The sequence below is a fragment of the Streptomyces sp. NRRL S-31 genome (assembly GCF_000718775.1).
Taxonomy (GTDB): Bacteria; Actinomycetota; Actinomycetes; order Streptomycetales; family Streptomycetaceae; genus Streptomyces.
In genome coordinates this window covers 1-21,023 of sequence record NZ_JOCB01000110.1, presented here as the reverse complement: position 1 = coordinate 21,023, position 21,023 = coordinate 1, and the positions used below count along the sequence as shown (strand labels likewise).

General features: G+C 74.0%; 20 protein-coding genes, 2 tRNA genes and 1 pseudogene. 11 read left to right on the top strand and 12 right to left on the bottom strand.

The annotated features are described in order from the left end of the window. Positions 1-153 precede the first annotated feature (153 nt). Positions 154-1,959 (top strand): bifunctional diguanylate cyclase/phosphodiesterase, encoded by a 1,806-nt coding sequence (locus IF37_RS0132735; protein WP_030751026.1) that lies wholly within the window; start codon positions 154-156, stop codon positions 1,957-1,959. Here the strand turns inward: IF37_RS0132735 and IF37_RS0132730 are convergent. Next, positions 1,938-3,029, bottom strand: coding sequence for an LLM class flavin-dependent oxidoreductase (locus IF37_RS0132730; protein ID WP_030751023.1), 1,092 nt, complete (start codon positions 3,027-3,029; stop codon positions 1,938-1,940). The genes IF37_RS0132735 and IF37_RS0132730 overlap by 22 nt on opposite strands. A gap of 81 nt (positions 3,030-3,110) precedes the next feature. Continuing rightward, the gene (locus tag IF37_RS0132725) at positions 3,111-3,842 is read right to left on the bottom strand and encodes a decarboxylase (RefSeq protein ID WP_030751020.1); all 732 of its coding nucleotides are present in this window, start codon (positions 3,840-3,842) and stop codon (positions 3,111-3,113) included. A 203-nt stretch (positions 3,843-4,045) separates the two neighbouring features. Between IF37_RS0132725 and IF37_RS0132720 the strand changes: the two genes are divergently transcribed. The 8 genes from IF37_RS0132720 (at position 4,046) to IF37_RS0132685 (ending at position 10,857) form a co-directional block, all read left to right on the top strand. Then, the gene (locus tag IF37_RS0132720) at positions 4,046-4,999 is read left to right on the top strand and encodes a D-2-hydroxyacid dehydrogenase (protein WP_030751017.1); all 954 of its coding nucleotides are present in this window, start codon (positions 4,046-4,048) and stop codon (positions 4,997-4,999) included. A 15-nt stretch (positions 5,000-5,014) separates the two neighbouring features. Beyond that, positions 5,015-6,439 (top strand): amidase, encoded by a 1,425-nt coding sequence (locus tag IF37_RS0132715; protein ID WP_052845496.1) that lies wholly within the window; start codon positions 5,015-5,017, stop codon positions 6,437-6,439. Positions 6,440-6,707: 268 nt separating this feature from the next. Beyond that, positions 6,708-7,622, top strand: a complete 915-nt coding sequence (gene ehuB, locus IF37_RS0132710) for an ectoine/hydroxyectoine ABC transporter substrate-binding protein EhuB (protein ID WP_030751012.1) — start codon at positions 6,708-6,710, stop codon at positions 7,620-7,622. Next, positions 7,622-8,269, top strand: a complete 648-nt coding sequence (gene ehuC / locus IF37_RS0132705) for an ectoine/hydroxyectoine ABC transporter permease subunit EhuC (protein WP_030751009.1) — start codon at positions 7,622-7,624, stop codon at positions 8,267-8,269. Before ehuB ends, ehuC begins: the two co-directional genes overlap by 1 nt. Beyond that, positions 8,266-8,916, top strand: a complete 651-nt coding sequence (gene ehuD / locus IF37_RS0132700) for an ectoine/hydroxyectoine ABC transporter permease subunit EhuD (protein WP_030751006.1) — start codon at positions 8,266-8,268, stop codon at positions 8,914-8,916. The genes ehuC and ehuD overlap by 4 nt, the downstream gene beginning before the upstream one ends. Beyond that, positions 8,906-9,688 (top strand): ectoine/hydroxyectoine ABC transporter ATP-binding protein EhuA, encoded by a 783-nt coding sequence (gene ehuA, locus IF37_RS0132695; protein ID WP_030751002.1) that lies wholly within the window; start codon positions 8,906-8,908, stop codon positions 9,686-9,688. The genes ehuD and ehuA overlap by 11 nt, the downstream gene beginning before the upstream one ends. Positions 9,689-9,944: 256 nt before the next feature. Next, the gene (locus IF37_RS0132690) at positions 9,945-10,697 is read left to right on the top strand and encodes an IclR family transcriptional regulator (protein ID WP_030750999.1); all 753 of its coding nucleotides are present in this window, start codon (positions 9,945-9,947) and stop codon (positions 10,695-10,697) included. 86 nt (positions 10,698-10,783) lie between these two features. Continuing rightward, positions 10,784-10,857: transfer RNA gene (locus IF37_RS0132685), tRNA-Lys, on the top strand. Positions 10,858-10,961: 104 nt separating this feature from the next. Here the strand turns inward: IF37_RS0132685 and IF37_RS0132680 are convergent. The 3 genes from IF37_RS0132680 to IF37_RS0132670 all read right to left on the bottom strand — a co-directional run bounded on the left by IF37_RS0132680 (position 10,962) and on the right by IF37_RS0132670 (position 14,206). Beyond that, positions 10,962-11,567, bottom strand: a complete 606-nt coding sequence (locus IF37_RS0132680; RefSeq protein WP_030750996.1) for a lytic polysaccharide monooxygenase — start codon at positions 11,565-11,567, stop codon at positions 10,962-10,964. Between the two features lie 111 nt (positions 11,568-11,678). Beyond that, a complete protein-coding gene (locus IF37_RS0132675) occupies positions 11,679-12,815 on the bottom strand; it encodes an SPFH domain-containing protein (protein WP_030750994.1) in 1,137 nt (378 codons plus the stop codon). Between the two features lie 110 nt (positions 12,816-12,925). Then, positions 12,926-14,206 carry a peptidoglycan-binding protein gene (locus IF37_RS0132670; protein WP_030750991.1) on the bottom strand — a complete coding sequence of 427 codons (1,281 nt, stop codon included), beginning with the start codon at positions 14,204-14,206 and terminating at the stop codon, positions 12,926-12,928. Positions 14,207-14,392: 186 nt separating this feature from the next. On the opposite strand from IF37_RS0132670, the gene IF37_RS0132665 reads away from it, so the two are divergent. Together IF37_RS0132665 and IF37_RS0132660 are read left to right on the top strand one after the other, a co-directional pair. Next, positions 14,393-14,466, top strand: a tRNA-Lys gene (locus IF37_RS0132665). A gap of 65 nt (positions 14,467-14,531) precedes the next feature. After that, entirely contained in the window at positions 14,532-15,221 is a 690-nt protein-coding gene (locus tag IF37_RS0132660; RefSeq protein ID WP_030750988.1) for a FadR/GntR family transcriptional regulator, read from the top strand. A gap of 33 nt (positions 15,222-15,254) precedes the next feature. On the opposite strand, the gene IF37_RS0132655 is transcribed toward IF37_RS0132660, so the two are convergent. The 7 genes and pseudogenes from IF37_RS0132655 to IF37_RS0132625 all read right to left on the bottom strand — a co-directional run bounded on the left by IF37_RS0132655 (position 15,255) and on the right by IF37_RS0132625 (position 20,801). Next, on the bottom strand, positions 15,255-15,926 hold the full coding sequence (locus IF37_RS0132655; protein ID WP_030750985.1) for a class F sortase: 672 nt from the start codon (positions 15,924-15,926) through the stop codon (positions 15,255-15,257). 6 nt (positions 15,927-15,932) lie between these two features. Beyond that, complete coding sequence (locus tag IF37_RS0132650) at positions 15,933-16,487, bottom strand: hypothetical protein (RefSeq protein WP_030750982.1); 555 nt, start codon at positions 16,485-16,487, stop codon at positions 15,933-15,935. A 115-nt stretch (positions 16,488-16,602) separates the two neighbouring features. Next, complete coding sequence (locus IF37_RS0132645) at positions 16,603-17,382, bottom strand: HAD-IIA family hydrolase (RefSeq protein WP_030750980.1); 780 nt, start codon at positions 17,380-17,382, stop codon at positions 16,603-16,605. A 73-nt stretch (positions 17,383-17,455) separates the two neighbouring features. Next, entirely contained in the window at positions 17,456-17,830 is a 375-nt protein-coding gene (locus IF37_RS46135) for an alkaline phosphatase family protein (RefSeq protein ID WP_079165993.1), read from the bottom strand. 247 nt (positions 17,831-18,077) lie between these two features. After that, on the bottom strand, positions 18,078-18,782 hold the full coding sequence (locus IF37_RS0132635; protein ID WP_030750975.1) for a phosphonatase-like hydrolase: 705 nt from the start codon (positions 18,780-18,782) through the stop codon (positions 18,078-18,080). Positions 18,783-18,789: 7 nt separating this feature from the next. Then, positions 18,790-19,874 (bottom strand): annotated as a pseudogene (locus IF37_RS40005) (FAD-dependent oxidoreductase). A 171-nt stretch (positions 19,875-20,045) separates the two neighbouring features. Beyond that, a complete protein-coding gene (locus tag IF37_RS0132625; protein WP_030750972.1) occupies positions 20,046-20,801 on the bottom strand; it encodes a GntR family transcriptional regulator in 756 nt (251 codons plus the stop codon). Positions 20,802-21,023 lie beyond the last annotated feature (222 nt).

Sequence of the window (21,023 nt, the reverse complement as noted above, 5' to 3'; positions counted from 1 at the left end):
GAAGAAGCCGTCCAGGTGCGGGCAGAAACGATCTGTCAGAACCTGTGGTCTGTCCGGGACACTGGAGAGTGGCTGGAAGGGCCCGGGGCCAGCCTCTATGATCGGCACACTTTCCGGCACGGACAGAGATCGAGTGCACTGCGGGAGCGAGCGGTGAGCGGAACGTCCGAAGGGCCGACGCCCGCGGCAGACCTCGACCGGTCAGCCGTCACAGACAGTCACCAGTCCACCTACCACCGTGTCTTCTCGACCGCCCCGCTCGCCATGGCGGTCGTGGCTCCCGAGGGACTCGTCGTCAGCGCCAACGCCGCCCTCGGCGAGCTGCTCGGCGCCGATCCGGAGGCGCTCACCGGGCGGGTCGCCGCCGACCTGGTGGACCTGGCCTCGGACGCCCGCAGCCACCACGCCTACCGCGAGGTGCTGGGCGGGCGGCAGACCCGGCTGCGCTGCACCCGCCGGCTGAAACATCCCGAGGGGCACTCGGTGTGGGTGCAGATCACCGCGGCCCCGCTGGCCGACGGCGCACCCGGCGTCCTGCTGTCCGTCACCGACATCAGCGCCCGCCGCGAACTCCAGGCACGGCTGCGGCACTTGCAGATGCACGACCCGGTGACCCGGCTGCCCAACCGCACGCTGTTCTTCGAGCGGCTGACGGCCGCGCTGGAGGCGGAGTCGTACGAGCGGAGCGGCACCGGCCGGATCGGCCTGTGCTACCTGGACGTCGACGGCTTCAAGGCGGTCAACGACACCCTCGGGCACCGCTTCGGCGACCGGCTCCTGGCGGCCGTGGCCGAACGCCTGACCCGGGTCGCCGACGAGACCGGGTGCTCCCGGGCCGCCACCCCCCTGGTGGCCCGGCTCGGCGGGGACGAGTTCGCCCTGCTGGTGGAGGACTCCACGGGCACCGAGCAGCTCGCCGACCTCGCCGAGTCCGCGCTGAAGGCGCTGGAGGAACCCTTCGACCTGGCCGGCCGGCGGCTGTCGCTGACCGCGTCCATCGGGGTCGTCGAGCGGCACGCCGCCGGCACCACCGCGACCGGTCTGATGCAGGCGGCGGACACCACGCTGTACTGGGCGAAGGCCGACGGCAAGGGCCGCTGGACCCTGTTCGACCCCGAGCGCAACGCCCACCGCATGACCCGCCAGGCGCTCTCCTCCACCCTGCGGCCCGCCATCGAACGCGGTGAGTTCGCCCTGGAGTACCAGCCGCTGGTGGCCATGGAGGACGGCCGGCTCAACGGGGTCGAGGCGCTGATCCGCTGGCACCACCCGCAGTTCGGCACGCTGACGCCGAATCGGTTCATCGGACTGGCCGAGGAGGACGGCTCGATCGTGCCGCTCGGCCGCTGGGCGCTGGCCACCGCCTGCCGGCAGGCCCGCCGCTGGCAGCTGGACCGCCCCGGCGAGCCGCCCATCTTCGTCAGCGTCAACGTGGCCGTGCGGCAGGTGTGGGACTCCGACCTGGTGGCCGATGTCGCCGAGGTCCTCGCCGAGACCGAACTCGCCCCGCACCTGCTCCAGCTGGAGCTGACCGAGTCGGCGGTGATGGGCTCGGCGGGCCGACCGCTCCAGGCGTTGCAGGCCCTCAGCGACATGGGCGTGCGCATCGCCATCGACGACTTCGGCACCGGCTACTCCAACCTGGCCTACCTGAGCCGGCTGCCGGTCTCCACACTGAAGCTGGACGGCTCCTTCGTCCGCGGCTTCCAGTACGAGGAGGCCGCCAAGGACGTCGCGCCGAACCCCGCCGACGAGGTCATCGTGGAGGCGATGATCCAGCTCGCCCACCGGCTCGGCCTGACCGTCACCGCGGAGTGCGTGGAGACCTCCGCCCAGGCCACCCGGCTGCGCCGGATCGGCTGCGACACCGGACAGGGCTGGCTGTACTCCCGCCCGGTGCCGCCGGATCGTATCTCCGAGCTGCTCGGGGCGCGCAGCTACGCGGTCGGCAACCCGTAGGCGTCCGCGATCAACTCGTACGAGCGCAGCCGCAGTTCACCGCGGTGGGCGTGGGAGACGAGCATCAGCTCGTCGGCGCCGGTGCGCTTGTGGAGGTCGTCGAGGCCGGTGCGGACCTCGTCGGCCGTGCCGTGCACGATGTTCGTCGTCCAGGAGGCGAGGAACTCCTCCTCCATCGGGCTGAACTCGTGCCGCTCGGCCTCGTCCGGGTCGGGGAACAGGCCCGGCCGGCCGGTGCGCAGCCGGAGCATGTTCAGCGCCATCGCCCGGGTCTGCCGGCGGGCCTCCCGCTCGTCGTCCGTGGCGAGCGCGGAGACGCCGATGAGGGCGTACGGCTCGGCCAGGACCGCCGAGGGCCGGAAGGTCTGCCGGTACAGGTCCAGGGCCGGGAGGGTGTTCTGCGCGGAGAAGTGGTGCGCGAAGGCGAACGGGAGGCCGAGCAGCCCGGCCAGGCGCGCACTGAAACCGGAGGAGCCGAGCAGCCAGACCGGCGGGCGGTGCGCGGACTGGACCCCGCCGGGGGAGCTGCCCTGGACCGGTCCGGGGATGGCGTGGATGCGGCGGTAGGGGTGGCCGTCGGGGAAGTCGTCGTCCAGGAACCGGGTCAGCTCGGCGAGCGCTTGCGGGAAGTCGTCGGCGCCCTCGTCGAGGGTGTCGGTGCGGCGCAGGGCCGCCGCGGTGGCGCCGTCCGTGCCCGGGGCCCGGCCGAGGCCCAGGTCGACGCGGCCCGGCGCCAGCGCCTCCAGCGTGCCGAACTGCTCGGCGATCACCAGCGGGGCGTGGTTGGGCAGCATCACGCCGCCCGAGCCGAGCCGGATGCGGTCGGTGTGGGCGGCGAGGTGGGCGAGGATCACGGCGGGCGAGGAGGAGGCCACACCGGGCATGGAGTGGTGTTCGGCGACCCAGTACCGGTGGAAGCCGCGGTTCTCCGTGAGCCGGGCGAGCGCGACGCTGGTGCGCAGGGCGTCGGTGGCCGTGCTGCCCGCGCCGACGGTCACCAGGTCCAGTACGGAGAGGGGGACGGGGGCGGTCCCGTGCGTGCTGCCCCGGATCTCGTCGTCTGCCGACACGGTGTGGGCCTCCTGTTCGTGGCGTGGACTGTCCGTCCAGGAGCTAACAGGAGGCAGTCTCCGGTTATTCCCCGCCGCGGCTCAGACCTGCACGATCGGCTCCCGCGTGAAGAGCGTCCCCAGCGCCGGGGCGTTCACCCGCCGGTCCGCCAGCCGCAGCCCCTCCCAGACCGTGACCTGGTTGGCCGTGAGCACCGGCTTGGAGAGGGACTTCTCCAGCAGCGTGAGGTGCGCGGCCGTGTGCAGGGCCGTGTCCGGCAGCAGCACGGCCTCCGCGCCGGCGACGTCCGCCGCCCGGGCCAGCGTCAGCACGTCCTCCTCGCCCCACAGGCCGGTCTCCGCCGCCGGGACGGGCCCCGAGGACCGGGTTCCGACCACCTCCAGGCCGCCGGCCCGCAGGAAGTCCGCGAACAGCCCGGTGACGTCCTCGGGGTAGGTGGCGCCGACGGCGACCCGCCGTACGCCGATCTCCCGGGCCGCGTGCACGAAGGCGAAGGACGTCGACGAGGCCGGCATCCCGGCCAGCCGGGCCAGGGTCCGCACCTGCTCCTGGGCGCCCTCCCAGCCGTGCGTGAAGCCGCCGCTGGTGGACGCCCACACCACGGTCTCGGCGCCGGCCAGCCGCAGCCCCTCCACGCCCTCGGCGAGCCGCTCGACGGAGCCCGCCCCGCGCGGCGCGTCCACCCGGCGCGCGTCCTCGCCGAGGTCGGTGTGGAACAGGTCCACCCGGATGTCGCTGCCCAGGAGCTGCTCGATACGTGGATAGTCGTCCTCGGCGGAGTGGCCCGGGTAGAGGAATCCGAGTGCGGTCATGTCCAGCCTTCCTGCTCTGCTTTCCGGTGGTCGGTCGTCGGTCGGACCGTGCGCGGGCGGCGGCGCCCCCGCACGGTCCAAGGGCTCGGGTACCCCGTCGGGCCGAGACCGCCCACATGGAGGCGTGCGCCCGTGTTGACGAAGGGGGGTCCGGGTGCGAGCGTGGTCAATCCGCGCACGCCGGACGCCGGGAGCCGCCGCGCATGACGCCGACACCCCCCACCGTGCTGGTCCTCGACGCCGATCCGCCGCCCCGGCTCGGCCGCCTCACCGGCCGTGCCCGGATCGTGCGCACGGACGCGGCGCACCTGGCCGAGCGGCTGCCGGACGCGGACGTGCTGCTGGTGTGGGACTTCACCTCGCACGCGGTGCGCGAGGCATGGCCCGGCAAGGGCCCGCGGCCGCGCTGGGTGCACACGGCGAGCGCGGGCGTGGACCATCTGCTCTCCCCCGAGCTGGCCGCGTCGGACACGGTGGTGACCAACGCGCGGGGCGTCTTCGAGGCGCCGATCGCCGAGTACGTGGCGGCCCTGGTGCTGGCGGTCGCCAAGGACCTGCCGCGCACCCTGGCGTACCAGCGGGAGCGGACCTGGCGGCACCGGGAGGGCCGGCGGGTGGCGGGCACGCACGCGTGCGTGGTGGGCTCGGGTCCGATCGGCCGGGCGATCACCCGGACGCTGAAGGCCCTGGGCGTGACGACGGCGCTGGTCGGGCGGGTGCCGCGGACCGGTGTGCACGGCCCGGACGATCTGGACCGGCTGCTCTCCCGCGCGGACTGGGTGATCGCGGCGGCCCCGCTGACCCCGCGGACGTACCGCATGTTCGACACGCGCCGGTTCGGTGTGATGCAGCCCTCCGCGTTCTTCGTCAACGTCGGCCGGGGTGGTCTGGTCGACGAGGCGGCCCTCGTCCGGGCCCTGGCCGGGCGCTGGATCGCGGGCGCCGCCCTGGACGTGTTCGCCGCCGAACCGCTGCCCGCGGACAGCCCGTTGTGGGAGCTGCCGGGGCTGATCGTCTCGCCGCACATGAGCGGTGACACCGTGGGCTGGCGGGACGAACTGAGCTTTCAGTTCGTGGAGTTGTACGAACGGTGGGCGATGGGCAGGACTCTGCCGAACGTGGTCGACAAGACACGTGGTTACGTGCCCGGCCACTGACCCCCGGGAGGGTGCATGCAGCTCACCGACCTGACGGCCGTCCAGCTCCTCGACGGGTACCGCAAGGGCGAGTTCAGTCCCGTCGAGGCGACCGAGCAGGCGCTGGAGCGGGCACGCCGGATCCAGCCGGAGGTGAACGCGTTCGCGCGGCTCACCGAGGAGGAAGCGCTCGCCCGCGCCCGGGAGTCGGCGGCGCGCTGGCGGCGCGGCGAGCCGGCCGGGCTGGTCGACGGGGTGCCGGTGACGGTCAAGGACCTCCTGCTGCTGCGCGGCCACCCCACCCTGCGCGGCTCGAAGACCGTCCCGGAGCAGGGCCGGTGGGACGAGGACGCCCCTCCGGTGGCGCGCTTGCGCGAACAGGGCGCGGTGTTCCTCGGCAAGACCACGACACCCGAGTACGGCTGGAAGGGCGTCACCGACTCCCCGCTGACCGGGATCACCCGCAACCCGCACGACACCACGCGCACCGCGGGCGGCTCCAGCGGCGGCAGCGCGGCGGCCGTCGCGCTCGGCGCGGGCCCGCTGTCGCTGGGCACGGACGGCGGCGGCAGCATCCGCATTCCGGCCGCGTTCTGCGGGATCTTCGGGCTGAAGCCGACGTACGGCCGGGTGCCGCTGTACCCGGCGAGCGCGTTCGGCACGCTGTCGCACACGGGACCGATGACCCGGGACGCGGCCGACGCGGCGCTGCTGCTCGACGTGATCGGCACCCCCGACCCGCGGGACTGGTCGGCGCTGCCGGCCGCGCCGGGTTCGTTCACCGAGGCGCTGCGCGGCGGGGTGCGCGGGCTGCGGGTGGCGTACTCGCCGTCGCTGGGCGGGCAGGTGGCGGTCCGGCCGGGGGTCGCCGCCGCGGTACGGCGGGCGGTGACGGCCCTCGCGGAGCTGGGGGCGTACGTCGAGGAGACCGACCCCGACTTCAGCGACCCGGTGGAGGCGTTCCACACCCTGTGGTTCAGCGCCGCGGCCCGGCTGACCCAGGGCTTCCCGCCGCACCGCCGGGGGCTGCTGGACCCCGGGCTGCGGGAGATCTGCGCGCGGGGCGCCCGGACGAGCGCGCTGGAGTACCTGGCCGCGGTGGACGTCCGGGCGCGCCTCGGACGGCGGATGGGGGATTTCCACGAGCGGTTCGACCTGCTGCTGACGCCCACCCTGCCGCTGACCGCGTTCGAGGCGGGGGCGGAGGTGCCGAGGGGTTCGGTGTTCCGGCGCTGGACCGGGTGGACGCCGTTCACCTACCCGTTCAACCTGACCCAGCAGCCCGCCGCCACGGTGCCGGTCGGCACGGACGGGGCCGGACTTCCGGTGGGGATGCAGATCGTCGCCGCCCGGCACCGGGACGAACTGGTGCTGCGGGCCGCGCACGCGCTGTTCGAGGCCGGGGCGGCGTCGGCCGGGCCCGTCACCACCGGCGTGGCGGAAAAGGACCGTCCCCTGTGACCATCGCCGGGTGCTCCGGTGGGGGTTCGGTGGAGGCGTAGCGCGGGAAAGGAGCAGGACGCCTGGCGCGCGCGGACCCGGCGGGACCGGCCGCGCGTCCGGCAGCGATCCGCGCCCGCCCCATGGAGGCGCAGGTCAGAGGCGTACCGCCGGGCCGTCGGGCGGCCCGCCGGATGGGCGTCGCGCGCTGGGGGCGGGCCGGCGGCGGACCGGGCTGCCGTCGAAACCGGGGGGCATGGCGCACAGGCGCTTGGGTAGCCGCGCCGCCATGGCTCCACCACTTGGCAACGACGTACGCACGATCCGGCCGGACCGCAGACCCACCCGCCGCTCACTGCTGGCGGGGCTCGCGGTGTTCGGCGCGCTGGGCGCCGCGGGCTGTTCGCGGGTGGCGTCGGCGTCCGGCGCGGGCGGCGGCGATCTGCTGGAACGACTGCGCGCGCAGGGTGTCGTACGGCTCGGTATCGCCGGTGAGATCCCCTTCGGCTACATCGACAAGGACGGGAGTCTGACCGGGGAGGCCCCCGAGCTGGCGAAAGTCATCTTCAAGCGGCTCGGCGTGGACCGGGTGCAGCCGGTGCCGACCGAGTTCGGCTCGCTGATCCCGGGCCTGAACGCGCAGCAGTTCGACGTGGTGGCCGCGGGCATGTACGTCACCCCGGACCGCTGCGAGCAGGTGATCTTCGCGGACCCCGACTACCGGATGCCCGACGCCTTCGTCGTCCGCAAGGGCAACCCGCTGGGGCTGCGCACCTACGCGGACGCGCTGCGCCGGCACGCCAAGGCGGCCACCGGGACCGGGTACGCGCAGATCCAGCACGCCGTGGAGGCGGGCTTCGAGGAGAACGACCTGGTCATCGTCCCGGACCAGGTGGCCGGGCTGAACGCGGTGGAGTCGGGGCGGGTCGACCTGTTCGCGGCCACGGCCGTCACCGCGCGGCTCGTGGCGCGGGGCTCCGCCAAGGCCGATTCGACCGAGCCGTTCGTCGCGCTGGTCGACGGCAAGCCGAAGGCGGACGGCGGCGCGTTCGCGTTCCGGCCGACGGAGACCCGGCTGCGCGACGCCTTCAACACCGAGCTGCACAAGCTGCGCCGGACCGGGGAGCTGTACCGGATCGTCCGCCCCTTCGGCTTCACACGGGCCGAGATGACGACCCTGACCGCGAAGGAGTTGTGCGGCTGATGACTCCGGGACTGTGGGGACTCGTCCTCCACGGCGTGGGCACCACGCTCCAGTTGCTGGTGTACGGCGCGCTGCTGGCCGCCGCGGTCTCCTTCGCGGTGGGCGCCGCGCGCACCCACCGCTCGCGGCTGGTCCGCTTCCTCGCGGGCCTCTACACCGAGGTGTTCCGCGGCATCTCGGCGCTGGTGATGATCTTCTGGGTGTTCTTCGTGCTGCCGGTCGCCTTCGGCTGGCAGCTGGTGCCGATGTGGGCGGGCACGCTCGCGCTGGGCCTCACCTACGGCGCGTACGGCTCGGAGATCGTGCGCGGCGCCCTGGAGGCGGTGGACCCGGCCCAGCGGGAGGGCGGCATCGCGCTCGGCTTCTCGCCCTGGCAGCGGCTCCGGCTGATCCTGCTGCCGCAGGCGGTGCCGGAGATGATCCCGTCCTTCTGCAACCTGCTGATCGAGCTGCTCAAGGGCACCGCGCTGGTGTCCCTCACCGGCATGGGCGACCTGGCGTTCAGCGGGAACCTGGTCCGTCTCGCCCTCCAGCGGAGCGGCCCGATCTACGCGTACCTGCTGCTGATCTATTTCGTGATCGCTTTCCTGCTCACCCGCGGGATGCGCTCCCTGGAGCGCCGGCTGAAGGCGGGGGTGGCCCGATGAGCTGGGACTGGGGAGCCGTCGCCGACTTCCTGCCGTACTTCTGGAAGGGGCTGGTCGTCACCCTGGAGGCACTGGCCCTGGGGTCGCTGATCTCGTTCGCGCTGGGGCTGGTGTGGACGCTGCTGCTGCGCGCGCCGACCCGGTGGGTGCGCTGGCCGGTGGGGGCCTTCACGGAGTTCGTCCGGGACACCCCGCTGCTGGTGCAGCTGTTCTTCCTCTTCTACGTGCTGCCCGAGGCGGGTGTCACCCTGTCCCCGCTGACCACCGGTGTCCTGGGGCTCGGGCTGCACTACTCGACGTACACGATGCAGGTCTACCGGGCCGGTATCGAGGCGGTGCCGGCGGGCCAGTGGGAGGCCGCGACCGCGCTGAGCCTGCCGGTGCGGCGCACCTGGACGGCGGTGGTCCTGCCGCAGGCGGTCCGCCGTGTGGTGCCGCCGCTCGGCAACTACGTCATCGCGATGCTGAAGGACACGCCGATGCTGATGACGATCGGCGTGCTGGAGATGCTGGGCCGGGCGCGGCTCGTCTCGCAGCAGCACTTCCAGTTCACCGAGCCCCTGACGGTGATCGGGGTGGCCTTCGTCGTCGTCTCGTACCTGGCCTCCCTTTGTCTGCGCACCCTGGAGCGACGCCTTGTCCGTTGAGACCAGCAAGCAGCCGGCCCCGGCCGGCACCCGGCCGGCCGAGCTGATCCGCCTGGAGGGCGTGACCAAGAGGTTCGGCGAGAACACCGTCCTGGACGGCCTGGACCTGTCCGTGGACGCGGGCCGGCACGTCACCCTGATCGGCCCGTCCGGCTCCGGCAAGACCACCATCCTCAGACTCCTGATGACGCTCGCCAAGCCGGACGAGGGCACGATCACCGTCGACGGGCAGCGGCTGTTCCCGGCGCCGGAACGGCAGATCCGGGAGGTCCGCAAGAAGATCGGGATGGTGTTCCAGCAGTTCAACCTGTTCCCGAACATGTCGGTGCTGCGCAATCTCACCGAGGCCCCGGTCCGGGTGCTCGGCCTGTCGGAGGACGAGGCCGAGGCGCGGGCCCGGGAGCTGCTGGACCTGGTGGGTCTGGCGGACAAGTGCGACGCGCGGCCGACCCGGCTCTCCGGCGGGCAGCAGCAGCGGGTGGCGATCGCCCGGGCGCTGGCGATGCGGCCCCGGGTGCTGCTGCTGGACGAGGTGACCTCCGCGCTCGACCCGGAGCTGGTCGCGGGCGTGCTGGACCTGCTCCGGGACATCGCGCGCAGCACCGACATCACCATGCTGTGCGTGACCCACGAGATGGGGTTCGCCCGGGACATCTCCGACCAGGTGCTGATGTTCGACGCGGGCCGGGTCGTCGAGGCGGGGCCGCCGGAGAAGATCTTCGGCGACCCGGAGCAGGAGCGCACCCGGGAGTTCATCAGCGCGGTGCTGTGACGCGGGCGCGGCGCGCTCCCGTGGGCACCCGGGGCAAGGGGCCGGGGGAAGTGCCGAGGTCCGGCCATCGGGACATGACCGGGGCATGTGCCGGGGGTTCTCCGGCCCGGCCGACGGCCCGCGCCGGGGGTTCTCCGGCCCGGCCGGCGGTCCGTGCCCACGGGCGTCATCTCGCCAACTCCCCCTCCCCGGCCGCCGTTCGACGGCTATCGTGGTGAGGATCCGCCGACCCGGATCGCGGCCGAGGGGGAGCGACATGAGGATCGAGCCGACCGCCCCGTACCACTCCGTCCAGGACGCGCTGCGCGTGCTGGAGACCGTGGCCCGGCACCCCGCCGGAGTCACCGACACCGAGCTGGCCCGCCGCACCGGCCTCGGCTCCGAGCGGCTCACCGCCCTGCTGCGGATGCTGCGCCGCGAGGGCTACGTCGAGCAGACCGCCGAGGGGGCGTACGTCACGGGCGACACCCTGCGCCGGCTCACCTCGGCGCACGACCGGGAGCGGGCCGTGCGCGACAAGCTCCAGCACACCCTGGACCGGCTGCGCGACTCGGTCGGCGCGGCCGTCTACATGAGCCGGTACGTCGACGGCGAGGTCCGGGTCACCCAGTACGCCGCCGGACCGGCCACCCCGGCGGTCAACGAGTGGGTGGACTTCCGCTGCTCCGCGCACGCCACGGCCGTCGGCAAGAGCCTGCTGACCCAGCTGGACCACAACGCCCGCCGCGACCACCTCGCCCGGCACAAGATGGCCCGGCTCACCTCGCGCACCATCACCAGCGACAAGCTGCTGCTGTCCCGCCTGGAGTCCCAGCCGCCGACGGTGCCCGTGCTGGACCTCCAGGAGTACGCGGTCGGCACGGTCTGCGCGGCCGTGCCGATCACCGCGGGCGCCTCGGTCGGCTGCCTGGCCCTCTCCCTCCCGGTGGAGCACGCGCACCGGCTGAAGCAGGCCGCGGACGCGCTGAACCGGAGCGCGGCGCCGGTGCTGCTCTCCCTGGCGCTGTAGGTGGTCGGGAGCACCCCTCGGGACCGGGTAGTATTTTCTTCGTCGCCAGCCGCGGATCGGAAGAGAACGCGGTCGGCGGGAGTCATGCGCCGCTAGCTCAGTTGGTTAGAGCAGCTGACTCTTAATCAGCGGGTCCGGGGTTCGAGTCCCTGGCGGCGCACCGAACGAAGGGCCCCTCGCAGCAGCGAGGGGCCCTTCGGCGTCACGGCACCGGACCGCCGGACCGGGCGGGGATCCGGCGCGCGACGATCATGGAGCCGGCGCTCAGAAGGTGACGTCCGAGCAGGCGTAGAACGCGTTGCCCGTGTCGGCGATCGTCCACACCGCGACGATGACGTGGTGCCCGCTCAGGCCGGACGGCAGCGTGCCGCTGTGGCTGAGCGTGGCCGGCGGCTGCTGGTTGTTGTACGGCACCGTCAGGAACGGGGTGAGGTTGAGGTCCGAGCGGGCGAGGTTGTGGTTCTGGTTCCAGCCCGGCTTGGTGACGTAGTACCTGAAGTCCGTCGTGGCGTGCCGCGCGGTGAACTGCCAGCGGAACGTGTACGACTGACCGCCCGTCACCCGGGTGGTGGGCCAGGCCGCGCCGGACGGTGTCGTCGGCGCGCTGAGCGGGGCGAACTGACCCAGACCCGCGTTGCAGATCTGGCCGTCGGCGGGTCCGCCGGCCGGGAAGCCCTTGGGGCCCTCGACGCTCTGCGGCTCCCACTGGATCTGGCCGCAGTTCGGCACGGTGCCGTTCTGGCAGAGCTTCTGCCTGCTGATGGGGAGGTCGGTGTAACCGTGGCCGCTGGCGCCGCCGGTGGAGAGCGCGAAGGCTCCCGCGGTCACCGCGCCCAGCACCACCGCGGACAACTTGGTCTTGGTGCGCATGCTGCCGCTCCTGGAGAACGTGGGGAGTTCGATGAGCCGTGCAGAGTAGGTCCAGACCAAGTTCAGATTATGGCCGCTAGTTGAACATGTCCATACCAATCGCACACCGGGTTACACCGGCTCCCCGCGCCCCGAGCAGAACGCCACCGTCAGATCACGGACCAGCACCTTGCGCTCGTAGTCGTCCAGTTCGACCAGCCCGCGCACGGTCAGCCGGGTCACCGTGTCCTCCACCGAGTCCACCACCCCGCTGAGCAGGGCGGCCCGCTGCTTGGCGTCCAGCGCGGCGATCCGGCGCCGGTGCACCGCGGCGGCCACCTCGGGGGCGTACTCCACCCGGACCGGCTGCACCGAGAACACCTCCACGCCGACCGGCGCCGCCTCCTGCGCCACCAGCCGGGTCAGCGCGTCCCCGGCCGCCGTCGTCCCGCCCCGGGTCCCGCCCGTCGGCTCCACCGGCACCCGGGCCAGCGCCGCCTCCACGCACTCGCGCAGGTACGTCTCGTGGTCGTCGATGCCGAGCAGGGCCCGCGCGGTGTCCCGCACCCGCCACACCACCAGCACGGTCACCCGCAGCGCCATCCCGTCGGGGTCCGCCGCCGGCATCGCCTCGCTGCGCCAGTGCCGCAGCCGTACGTCCACCCGGCGGCGCGGCACCAGCGGGTTCACCCACAGCAGCCCGGTGCGCCGGACCGTCCCGCGGTACCGCCCGAACAGGCCCAGCACCCAGGCCCGCCCGGTCCGCCCCCGGGCCAGACCGCCGAAGCCGAACACGCCGAGCAGCCCGGCCCCGGCGTACGCGGCCCACTGCGCGGGACCGGGACCGGCGCCCGTGGACGCCGGCAGGCCCAGGGTCTGCGTGGCGAGCGACGGGAGCAGCCCCGCCCACCAGGTGGTGGCCAGAGCGCCGGTCACCCCGCAGGCACCGGCGAGCAGTCCGGCCGCCCCCGGCAGCACCCGCGCCGGGCGCTCCACCAGGTCCGGGTCGATCTCCACCTGCGGCCGTCTGCGCACCGGCACCGGGCGGCGCGGCCGGGGCCGCTCGCCGGTGTCCTGCCGGCGGGCCACCACGGCCGGTCCGAGCGGCACCCGCACCGGGTCGGGATCGTCCCGGAAGAGCAGGTGGACGGGGATCTCGGTGGTCGCCTCGTTCTGGATCAGGCGGCCCGGCCGGGTGCCGGGACCGGCACCGCGGACGTCCGACTGCCCCTCGGAATCGGGCGGTGTGTGGGATGTGGTCGTCACCATGCGTGCTCCAGCCTCCGCGCCAGACGCGTCATGAACAGGGAAGTGGGATGTGCGGGAGGGCGCCGGACGCGGCACCGGGGCCCGGGCCGGCCAGGGCCGTCGTGGAAGTGCTAGGCGAACAGGCGGCGCCAGGTCTCCGGCCCCGGGTAGCCGTCCGCCGCGCCGCCCCGCCAGCCCTGGGTGCGCTGGAACGCCTCGACGGCCCTCCGGTCCGACTCGTCCCAGCGCGGCCCCGGGCCGAGGGAGTAGAACCGGCCGAACCCCTTCCGCACCAGCTGGGCGCCGAGCCGGGTGACGTGGTCGTTCGCCGCGCCCGGCCGGAAGTACCGCCGGCCCGGGTAGCCCGGCACCCCGTGCGAGGCGGGCCCGGCCGGGCCGATGTCCTTGCCCCGGCCCGTGACCAGCAGCTCCCAGGTGCGCCGGCCGGGCAGCCCGTCGGCGTCCGCGCCCGTCCAGCCCTGGGCCCGCTGGAACGCCAGGGTGGCGCGTCGGTCGGCCTCGCCCCAGACCGGTCCCGGGCCCTCGGAGTAGTACGCGCGCCCGCCCCGGGCGGCCAGCAGCTCGCCGAGCCGGGTCACATAGGCGTTGTCGGCGCCGGGTCCGAAGTAGGCGGCGCCCGGATAGGGCGGCGCCTTCCTGCCGTCGCCCGCCGGGGCGCCGGCCGCGCCCTGGGAGACGCCCTTGTAGCGGTAGGGGACGTACTTGTCGGTGTTGTTCCAGTAGGGGTAAGGGGTGGCCTGGCTGCGGGTGTGCGGGGGTGTCTGCTCGTAGACCGTGTAGTGGGTGCGCGTGTTATCCGTCCAGCCGCCGAAGATCACTACGTGGGAGCCCTTCTCGGGGTCGTCGGGGTTGTGGAAAAGCAGCATGTCCCCGGGTTGCAGCTCCTCCTTGGTGATCTTCACGCCGAACTGGTCGAGGCTGCCGGTCCACTCGTTCTCCGGCAGGCCCCAGGCCATGGAGACGTAGCCCGAGCAGTCCTGCCGGTAGCCGTCGGACCAGTAGTCGTACATGCTGTACGGCACCTTGGCGGCGACCCAGACCTTGGCCCGGTCGATGATCTGGGTGCGGGTGGTGGCGGGGATCGGGACGGCGGGGGACTTGTCGGGGTTGCCCGCCGCGCCGTGCAGCGGGCCCCGGGCGCCCTGCGGGGTGTCCTGCGCCCCGTCGCCGGGCAGCGCCTGGCGGTGCGGAGAGCGGCCGGGGGTGACGGCGGCGGCGGCCGGGGCGAGCGCGCCGAGGGCGGCGGAGGCGGCGGCCACCACCACGACGCCCCGGGTCGCCGGACGGGTGCGGTCGGGCCGCGGACGGGGCGCCGTCCCCAGCCCCCGGCGGCAGCCGGGGCAGTCGCAGTCGCTCGCGGGGGCGACTTCCTCGAACATCGGAGCGGTCATGCGATCTGCCTCACATCCGGGGGTGGATTGTCCGCGAGTGTGCACGTTGATCAGTTTCCCAACCGGGCGCGGAACGCGCATTTTGACGGTCCGAATGATGTACACCGGCCCCCGTGCGGCGGACGGGCCACCGGGAGGTGGTCGGGAGCACCCCGGGAGGTCGGGTAGAGTTTTCCTTGTCAGCAGGCGCCGCTAGCTCAGTTGGTTAGAGCAGCTGACTCTTAATCAGCGGGTCCGGGGTTCGAGTCCCTGGCGGCGCACCGACCGGAAGGCCCCTCGCGCAAGCGGGGGGCCTTTCGCATGCATGGCCGGATACGCTCTGGCCATGGCAGCCCGGGACCTTCAGGAGCGGATCAAGAAGCTGATCGTGGACCGGCGGCTGCCCTCGGGGGCCCCGCTGCCCACCGAACCCGAGCTGATGCGGCTCCTCGGGGCGAGCCGGAACTCGGTGCGGGAGGCGCTGAAGGCGCTCCAGGCGATGGGCATCGTGGAGATCCGGCACGGGTTCGGGACGTACGTCGGCCCGATGTCGTTCGCGCCGATGATCGAGGGGCTGGCCTTCCGGACCGTCGCCGGCCACTACCGCGGCGAGGACTCGCTGCTCCAGCTGCTGGAACTGCGCGAGGCGGTGGAGACCGGGCTGGTGTCGCGGCTGGCCGGCCGGCTGCCGGAGGCGGACCTGGTGGAGCTGGAGGCGCTGGTGGAGCGGATGGAGCGGGAGGCCGCGCGGGGGGAGGGGCTGGCCGGGACCGACCGCGCGTTTCACGCCACGCTCTACCGGGGGCTGGACAACGTGCTGCTCGGCGAGGTGCTGGAGGCGTTCTGGGACGCCTTCCACCGGGTGCGGCAGGACCTGGTGGACGCGCCGCCGGACCCGCGGGTCACCTGCCGCCAGCACCGGGAGATCCTGGACGCGGTGCGCTCCGGCGACTCCCCGCGGGCGGAGCGCGCCATAAGGGACCACTTCGGCGACATCCGCGCCCGCCTCTCCCGGGCCGCCGCCACCCACCCCTGACCCCTCCCCCGGCCCCTTCGCCGGCGCGGCCCGTCAGCCGACCGTCCCCGTCAGGTACGACGACACCACCACGTTCGCCGTGTAGCTGCCGCTGGCCCGGTCGAAGGTGCCGCCGCAGGTGATCAGCCGCAGCTCGGCCCGCCCGGCCACCCGGGGACCGTAGGCGGCGTGCGCGTCGAAGCCGGCGCGCGGCAGCACGCGGACGTCGTCGACGGTGAACTCGGCGACCTTCCCGTCCGCGCGGACCACCCGGACCGTCCGGCCCGGCTTGAGGGTGCTGAGCCGGTAGAAGACGGCGGGCCGGGTCTCGGTGTCGACGTGGCCCACCAGCAGGGCCGGCCCGGCGGCGCCCGGCTTGGCACCGGCGCCGTACCAGCCGACCACGCCCGGCTGGTCGTAGGGCGGCGGATCGACCGCGCCCCGGGCGTCGAGGCCGCGGGCCACCACCGGCGCCTGGACGCCCAGCGCGGGGATGTCGACGCGCTGCGGCACCGCGTCGCCCAGGGGCCGGGCCGGCCGCGGCAGCCCCGCCGCACCGTCGGCGCGGCCGACGCCGACGACGTCACCCGTGGCGGAGCCCTCCGCGCTCCGCTCGCCCTCGGTGACCTCGCACCCCCACAGCCACAGCCCGAACAGCAGCAGGGTCCAGGCCAGGCCGGTGACCAGCCGGCCGGTGCCGGTGCCGCGCCCCTCGTCGTGGGACATGGGCGCTCAGCGGGTACGCCGGCTCCGGCGGGCCCGCAGCCCGACGGCGACCGCGGCGACCCCGGCGAGCGCGAGACCGGTCACCGCCTGTCCGGTGTCGGGGGCGGAGCCGCCGGTGGCCACCGTGGCGAAGTGCGCGGTGCCGCCGCCGCCCGCGGGCACCGGGGCGATGGGCGAGGCGGAGGAGGCGAGCGGCCCGATGGGCTCCGCGGGCCGGGCGCCGTCCTTCCCGCCGACCGTGAGGCTGCCGGTGAGGGCGTGGCCGTCGCAGCTGACCTTCACCGGGTAGCCGCCCGGCGCCAGGTCGGAGCGGACCCGGGTGTCGCCGGTCAGCTCCCCCCGGGCGCCGGTCAGCCGGGCGTCGGAGACGAAGGCGGACGAGGTGGCGGTGGCCTGGCCGCCGGCGCAGCCGCCCACCCGCAGGGTGACGTCGGCGCCGGGAGCCGGGGAGGCGGGGGTCACGGTGACCGGGCCGCCGTCCGCCGCGTGGGCCGCGGGAGCGGCCGCGGTGACCGCGGCGGCGAGGATCGCTGTGCAGAGAGTGAGGCGTAGTGAGCCCATCGTGAACCTCCAGTCACCAGGAGGCTCCCCCGCCCCGGGCGCCCCCGCATCCTCGGGAGGCGCTGCGCTGCTCCGAACGGGTGACACCCGGTTTCGGCCGGACGGGCCCGGGGCGTCAGATCAGGTCGACCAGGTCCGCGATGGAGTCGACGACCCGGGAGGGCCGGAAGGGGTAGCGGTCGACGTCCGGGGGCTGGGTGACGCCGGTCAGCACCAGGAAGGTGCGCATCCCGGCCTCCAGACCCGCGAGCACGTCGGTGTCCATGCGGTCCCCGATCATCGCCGAGGTCTCGGAGTGCGCGCCGATCGCGTTGAGCCCGGCCCGCATCATCAGCGGGTTGGGCTTGCCGACGAAGTACGGCTTCTTGCCGGTCGCGGCGGTGATCAGGGCGGCCACCGAGCCGGTGGCGGGCAGGTCGCCCTCGGTGGAGGGGCCGACGTTGTCGGGGTTGGTGGCGATGAACCGGGCACCGTCGTTGATCAGCCGGACGGCCTTGGTCAGCGCCTCGAAGGAGTAGGTGCGGGTCTCGCCGAGGATCACGAAGTCGGGGTCGTGGTCGGTGAGGATGTAGCCGATGTCGTGCAGCGCGGTGGTCAGGCCGGCCTCGCCTATCACGTAGGCGCTGCCGCCGGGCCGCTGGTCGTCGAGGAACTGCGCCGTGGCCAGGGCGGACGTCCAGATGTTGTCCACCGGCACGTCCAGCCCCATGCGCAGCAGCCGGGCGTGCAGGTCACGGGCGGTGTAGATGGAGTTGTTGGTGAGCACCAGGAAGGGCCGGCCGGACTCGCGCAGCTTCTTCAGGAAGGCGTCGGCGCCGGGGATCGGCACCCCCTCGTGAATCAGGACGCCGTCCATGTCGGTGAGCCACGACTCGATGGGCTTGCGGTCTGACATGCTCTGCGTCTCCTGGCGTTCGTACGGTCGGAAGGGGCGCCGGAACAACGGCGTGCCGACGCCCCCAGCCTAGTCAGGACCGGCCGAAACCGACCCCGTCGACCACCCGGAACCAGTTGTTGCCGCCGGTGTACCGGAACCGGACCCGGGCGCTGGTGGCGCCCGCGGGCACCTGGAGGGTGACGGTCTCGGTGCGCGAGGACACGTCGGCGGTGTACGTCCGCACGCTCACCGGGGTGCCGCCGTCGTAGGAGACGACGTTGTGCTTGTCCGGCCAGACCCCGGTGATGATCGTCGACCAGCCGGGGCCGGACAGGGCGGGGGCGAGCGGATCGGCGTAGATGCTGCTGGGCGCGGTGAGACCGGCGGCCATCAGGGCGTGCGGGTTCGGCGCGTCGGCGTCCTCGATCCGGCTGAGCGGGGCGCCGTCCAGGCCGATGACCAGCACCTTGGGGTGCGGCCGGCCGCACGGGCGACGGCGCCGAGCGGACCGGCCGAGACGGCCGCGGCGGCCGCGACGGAGGCGGCGGAGGCGGAGGCGGAGGCGGAGGCGGAGGCGAGGAGGGTACGGCGGGACAGGTGGGGCACGGAGTCCTCCGGGCGAGACCTCGCCGGGCTCGACGGTCAGGTCGAGGGCGTCGAGGACGACGTTGCCGTCGTAGGCGACCGTGACGGAGTCGAAGCGGATGCCCATGTCACCGGTCCCCGGCGAGCAGGCCGGGCAGTCCGGCGACGGAGTCGAGGACGTGGGTGGCGCCGGCGGCGGTGAACTCGGCGTCGCCGTGGGCGCCGGTGCGCACGCCGGCGACCAGGGCGGCTCCGGCGCGGACGCCGCTGAGCACGTCGTACGACGTGTCACCGGCCACGGCGATCTGCCGTACGTCCGCCGCTGCCTTCGTCCGGAGGAACGCCTCCAGCACCATGTCCGGGCAGGGCCGTCCGCGCCCGCCCGCGTCGGCCGGGCACAGGGTGAGCGGCACCAGGCCGCGCCAGCCGAGGGCGTCCAGGATGGCGTCCTGGGTGACCCGGGCGAAGCCGGTGGTGAGGACGACGGTACGGCCGCTGCCGGTCAGTTCCTCGATGGCCTCGCGGGCTCCGGGGACCGGGGCGATCAGACCGGCGTCGACCAGTGCGCCGTACGCCTTCTCGAAGGCGGTGTTGGCGCGCCGGGCGCGGTCCTCGTCGCCGAACAGGTGCCGGAAGACGGAGATCTTGGACTCGCCCATGGTGGCCCGGACGTAGGCCAGGTGCTCGGCGTGCTCGGCGGAGCCGGGCTCGACGCCCAGCTCGGTGGCCGCCGCCTCGAAGGCCCGCTCGACCAGGCCGCCGTCGGCGACGGTGGTGCCGGCCATGTCGAGGACGACGAGACGGATGCCGGTGGTGTCGGGTGTGGCTGTCATGGGGTGCTCACCAGCCCAGTTCGTTCGCGGTGGTCTCGGCTATCGCGGGGGCGCAGGTCATGCCGCGCCCGCCGGGCCCGGTGACCAGCCACACCCCGTCGTGCACCCGCTGCCGGTGCACGACCTTGCCGGGCTCGGCGCACTGCGCGTACACGCCCGCCCAGCGGCGCCGGACGCGCGGCAGCGGCCGGCCGAGGAAGGACTCGACGACCCCGGTGAGGTGCTCGTACGGCTCCTCCACGGTGTCGAAGGCGAAGGGGTGCTCGTACTCGTGGGTGTCGCCGATGGTCAGGCCGCCGTCGGCGCGCTGCACCATGAGCAGCTGCATCCGGTGCGCGGCGGCGGTCTCCGGCTGCGGCTGCCGGGCGTTCAGCTCGTCCAGCGCCGGGGAGGCGTAGGCCGGGTAGTAGCGGAAGCTGTCGGCGTCGGCGACCGAGGTGGTCAGCGGCTCGCCGAGCGGGTCGGTCTGCATCATCTGGAGCCGCACGCGGCGCACGGGCAGGTCGGGTCCGGCCAGTTCGCGGACGAGTCCGCCGAGCCAGGCGCCGGTGCACAGCACGACGGCGTCCGCCCGGTGCACGTCCCCGTGGTCGTCGCGGACGGTGCCGGCGCCGGTCACCTCGCGTACCTCCCGGCCCGGCAGGAAGGTGTAGTCCGGGGACTTCAGCAGTTCCGCGCGCAGGGCGAGCTGGGCGGTGCGCGGCTCCACGGCCGCGTCCCGCTCGCAGTACAGGGCCGCGTCGAAGTCGCCGCGCAGGGCGGGGTTGACGGCGCGGGCCCGCCCGGGGTGAGCAGCTTGTAGCCGCGGGCCGCCGCGTCCGGGCGGGCCAGGGCGGCCTCGGCGACGGCGCGTTCGAGCGGTCCGCGGACCGGGGTCAGCGACCCGGTCGCCCGGAACCCGAGCGCCGGGACCCGGCCGCCGATCCCCTCCCACAGCTCCCGCGCCCGCAGGGCGGCTTCCAGCTCTTCTCCACCGGCGCGCCCGCTGACCCAGATCTGCCCGAAGTTGCGCAGCGAGGCGCCGCGCGCCTCGGCCTCGCGCTCGATCTGGACGACCTGGTGGCCGCGCTCCACTGCCTGCCAGGCGTGCATGGTGCCCACCACGCCGGCTCCGACGACTGTCACTCTCACGGCGGCAACGCTCCTCGCGATTCGGGAACCGGAAACATCCGGCTGACAACGAGAGCGTGAACGACCCATCACGTTTGGGCTAGACCCGTTATCTTTCCGTGATGCGGAGTCGGGTGTCGATAAGGGGATTTCTCAGCCTTCGAGGTGGGTGGTGAAGGAGAACCGGTCCCCCCGGTACAGCGACCGCACCCGCTCCAGCGGACGGCCCTCCGTGTCCCGGGACACCCGGTGGATCAGCAGCATGGGCAGGGCGGGCGGGGTACCGATGAGCAGTGCCTCGCGGGGCGTGGCCAGCACGGTCTCGATCCGCTCGTCGGCGTCGCCGAAGCAGATGCCCTGCGCCTTCAGGTAGGCGTAGAAGGAGGAGTCCGGGTCGAAGTCGCCGTCCAGCCGGGGCACCCGCGCCACGGAGACGTACGTGCTCTCCAGACCGACGCGCTCGTCGTCGGCGAGCAGGACGCGCTCCAGGTGCCAGACGGGTTCCCCCCGGGTCAGGCCGGTCTCGGCGGCGAGCGGCTCCGGGCACGGGAACCGGTCGAGGGTGACGAGGGTACGGCCGGGCGTCAGCCCCTGCCGGCGCACCCCCTCGGTGTAGCTGGCCAGCGAGAGCGGCTGCGCCAGCTTCGGTCCGGCGACGATCGTCCCGCGGCCCCGGCGCCTGAGCCGTCCCTCCAGCACCAGCTCCCGCACGGCCTGCCGCACGGTCTCGCGGGCCACGTCGTACCGCTCGGCGAGGTCGCGTTCGGTGGGGATGACGCCGTCCTCCCCCAGCTCCTCCAGCAGCCCGGCGATCCGCGCCTTGACCACGTAGTACTTGGGGATGCGCCCGTGCTCGGGGATGCCGGAGCGGACGGGGGCGCCGGGGGCCTGCTCGTTCGGGTAGTCCACGCAGGGATCGTCGCAGACGGGGTGCGCGGGCACGGTACTGGGCCGGTTCAGCGCCGGCCACGGAGCAGGAGGGACGCGCCGGCGCCGAGTACGAGGAGGGCGGCGACGGCCGCGAGCACCCCGGGCACGAGCCCGGGCCCGGTCCGCGCCAGCTGACGCGCCAGCTCCTCGGCGTCCTGGTCCGTGGCCGGGGAGGGGGCGGGGGTGGAGTCGAGGCCGGTG

Coding starts and splice junctions, on each gene's coding strand:
- IF37_RS0132725 (WP_030751020.1), bottom strand. CDS start 3,842: ATGACCGCACTCGGATTCCTCTACCCGGGCCACTCCGCCGAGGACGAC.
- IF37_RS0132720 (WP_030751017.1), top strand. CDS start 4,046: ATGACGCCGACACCCCCCACCGTGCTGGTCCTCGACGCCGATCCGCCG.
- IF37_RS0132715 (WP_052845496.1), top strand. CDS start 5,015: ATGCAGCTCACCGACCTGACGGCCGTCCAGCTCCTCGACGGGTACCGC.
- ehuB (WP_030751012.1), top strand. CDS start 6,708: ATGGCTCCACCACTTGGCAACGACGTACGCACGATCCGGCCGGACCGC.
- ehuC (WP_030751009.1), top strand. CDS start 7,622: ATGACTCCGGGACTGTGGGGACTCGTCCTCCACGGCGTGGGCACCACG.
- ehuD (WP_030751006.1), top strand. CDS start 8,266: ATGAGCTGGGACTGGGGAGCCGTCGCCGACTTCCTGCCGTACTTCTGG.
- IF37_RS0132690 (WP_030750999.1), top strand. CDS start 9,945: ATGAGGATCGAGCCGACCGCCCCGTACCACTCCGTCCAGGACGCGCTG.
- IF37_RS0132680 (WP_030750996.1), bottom strand. CDS start 11,567: ATGCGCACCAAGACCAAGTTGTCCGCGGTGGTGCTGGGCGCGGTGACC.
- IF37_RS0132675 (WP_030750994.1), bottom strand. CDS start 12,815: ATGGTGACGACCACATCCCACACACCGCCCGATTCCGAGGGGCAGTCG.
- IF37_RS0132670 (WP_030750991.1), bottom strand. CDS start 14,206: ATGACCGCTCCGATGTTCGAGGAAGTCGCCCCCGCGAGCGACTGCGAC.
- IF37_RS0132660 (WP_030750988.1), top strand. CDS start 14,532: ATGGCAGCCCGGGACCTTCAGGAGCGGATCAAGAAGCTGATCGTGGAC.
- IF37_RS0132655 (WP_030750985.1), bottom strand. CDS start 15,926: ATGTCCCACGACGAGGGGCGCGGCACCGGCACCGGCCGGCTGGTCACC.
- IF37_RS0132650 (WP_030750982.1), bottom strand. CDS start 16,487: ATGGGCTCACTACGCCTCACTCTCTGCACAGCGATCCTCGCCGCCGCG.
- IF37_RS0132645 (WP_030750980.1), bottom strand. CDS start 17,382: ATGTCAGACCGCAAGCCCATCGAGTCGTGGCTCACCGACATGGACGGC.
- IF37_RS0132635 (WP_030750975.1), bottom strand. CDS start 18,782: ATGACAGCCACACCCGACACCACCGGCATCCGTCTCGTCGTCCTCGAC.